The 1,940-nt window shown below is 39.2% G+C and carries 3 protein-coding genes; all 3 read left to right on the forward strand.

The genetic code is table 11. The annotated features are described in order from the left end of the window. Positions 1–647, forward strand: a 647-nt coding sequence (locus BN338_RS13250; protein WP_039760943.1) for a methionine adenosyltransferase domain-containing protein, incomplete at its 5' end; no start/stop codon positions are given. Continuing rightward, a complete protein-coding gene (locus BN338_RS08330; protein ID WP_039760945.1) occupies positions 644–1,345 on the forward strand; it encodes a tRNA (guanine(46)-N(7))-methyltransferase TrmB in 702 nt (233 codons plus the stop codon). The genes BN338_RS13250 and BN338_RS08330, both read left to right, overlap by 4 nt. 150 nt (positions 1,346–1,495) lie before the next feature. Next, on the forward strand, positions 1,496–1,940 hold a 445-nt coding region (rimP, locus tag BN338_RS08335; RefSeq protein WP_039760947.1), incomplete at its 3' end, for a ribosome maturation factor RimP.

A 1,940-nucleotide genomic window follows, 5' to 3' on the forward strand; every position in this document is an offset into this window, starting at 1 on the left:
ATGGAAAACCTATAGAGGTCACATCCATCGTTCTTTCAACGCAGCATCTTGACGAAAGTTGGGATTCCAATAAAGTTCGTACAGTCGTTGAGCCTTATATTCGTCAAGCTTTACATGATATTCCCATTGCAGCTCAATGCAGTTGGTATATTAACCCAACAGGAAAATTTGTCATTGGTGGTCCTCAAAGCGATGCTGGATTAACAGGACGCAAAATTATCGTAGACACTTATGGAGGTGCTGCTCCCCATGGAGGCGGTGCTTTCTCTGGAAAAGATACAACAAAAGTTGATCGTTCTGCAGCCTATGCGGCACGCTATCTGGCTAAGAATATTGTTGCTGCTCATTTAGCAGAGCGATGCACAATTCAACTCTCCTATGCAATTGGTATTGCACAACCTTTGTCGATTTATCTTAATCTTCATGGAACAGGAAAGGTTGATGAAAACGTTATTGAAGCAGCTATTCGCAAAATAATGGACCTTTCCCCCACCGGAATTCGCAAACATCTTGACCTTAATAAGCCGATCTACACCAAAACAGCTGCTTACGGTCATTTTGGGAGAAAACCAAAGCAGGATGGTTCCTTTTCGTGGGAAAAAACTGATCTGGTAAAAACACTTCAAACAATGATCAAAACTCCATGATTAAATATAATATACGTAAGAGTGAAGCCTTTTTTGGACGCCGAAAAGGAAAGCGGCTGCGAAACAATCAGCTTGCACGTATAAAAATGCTTCTTCCCAATTTTAATATTGATTTAAATGTCCCTCCTCCCTCAAACCTTACATCATTATTTTCAAAAAAAGTAAGTGAAATTCGACTTGAAATCGGCTTTGGTAGCGGTGAACATTTACTCCATGAAATGGAACATTTTCCACAAACCGGTTTTATCGGCATCGAGCCCTTTATCAACGGCATGGCAAAAATATTGTTTTCCCTTGAACAACATACACACCATCAAAATCATCTTCGCCTCTATCATGATGATGCTACACGCCTGCTTGATTGGCTCCCTGATAACTCACTTGATGGCATAGATCTTTTCTATCCTGATCCTTGGCCAAAAAAGAAACACTGGAAACGACGTTTCATCAATATAAAAAATCTTAACCGTTTTGCTCGTGTACTTAAAACAGGGAAAATTTTTCGCTTTGCTAGCGATATAGACAGTTATATAAACTGGACTCTCTATCATTGTGCACACCATGATCACTTTGAATGGAAAGCAGAAAGCCCCCGAGATTGGAAAGCCCCTTATCCACTATGGAAAGGAACCCGCTATGAAGCAAAAGCGTTACGCGAAGGACGAACACCTGCCTATCTTACCTTTATAAAGAAATAAATGATCAAGTGCTTTTCTTATAAACATCTTGAAAAATTTTGAATTTAAGAGTATCAATAGCTAAATTCTTGGTCTTATGATGAAGAGTGGGTCTTGGACCTGCTCTTTTTTAATATCATAAAACTGACGAAAATAACTTGGATAAAATGTATGAACGAAGCTGAAAAAATAAGTAATCTTGATGAACCACGCCTGTTTAAAGAAGATGGTGTCGAGGCACGGGTTGCTGCTCTTGTCGTACCGCTGCTTAAACCTTTAGGTTTTCGTTTGGTTCGTGTAAAGCTTCTTGGACAAAATGGTTTAACACTTCAAATTATGGTTGAACGGGCTGATGGTTCTCTGACCGTAGAGGATTGTGAAATTGTTAGTCGGACTGTTTCCCCTCTCCTTGATGTAGAAAATGTTATTGAACGCAAATATCATTTAGAAATCTCATCCCCTGGAATTGATCGTCCATTGGTAAGAAAATCTGATTTTTTTCATTGGCAAGGACATCTTGCAAAAATTGAAACCAAAATAACCATTGATGGGCGCCGAAAATTTCGTGGAATACTTACCAATATCACGCAAGATGGATTTGTTTTAAACACTGATA

It is taken from the genome of Bartonella queenslandensis AUST/NH15 (assembly GCF_000312585.1).
GTDB lineage: Bacteria > Pseudomonadota > Alphaproteobacteria > Rhizobiales > Rhizobiaceae > Bartonella > Bartonella queenslandensis_A.

What these genes read in the sequence shown, in the direction of transcription:
- BN338_RS08330 (WP_039760945.1), top strand. Translation starts at nt 644, where the DNA reads ATGATTAAATATAATATACGTAAGAGTGAAGCCTTTTTTGGACGCCGA.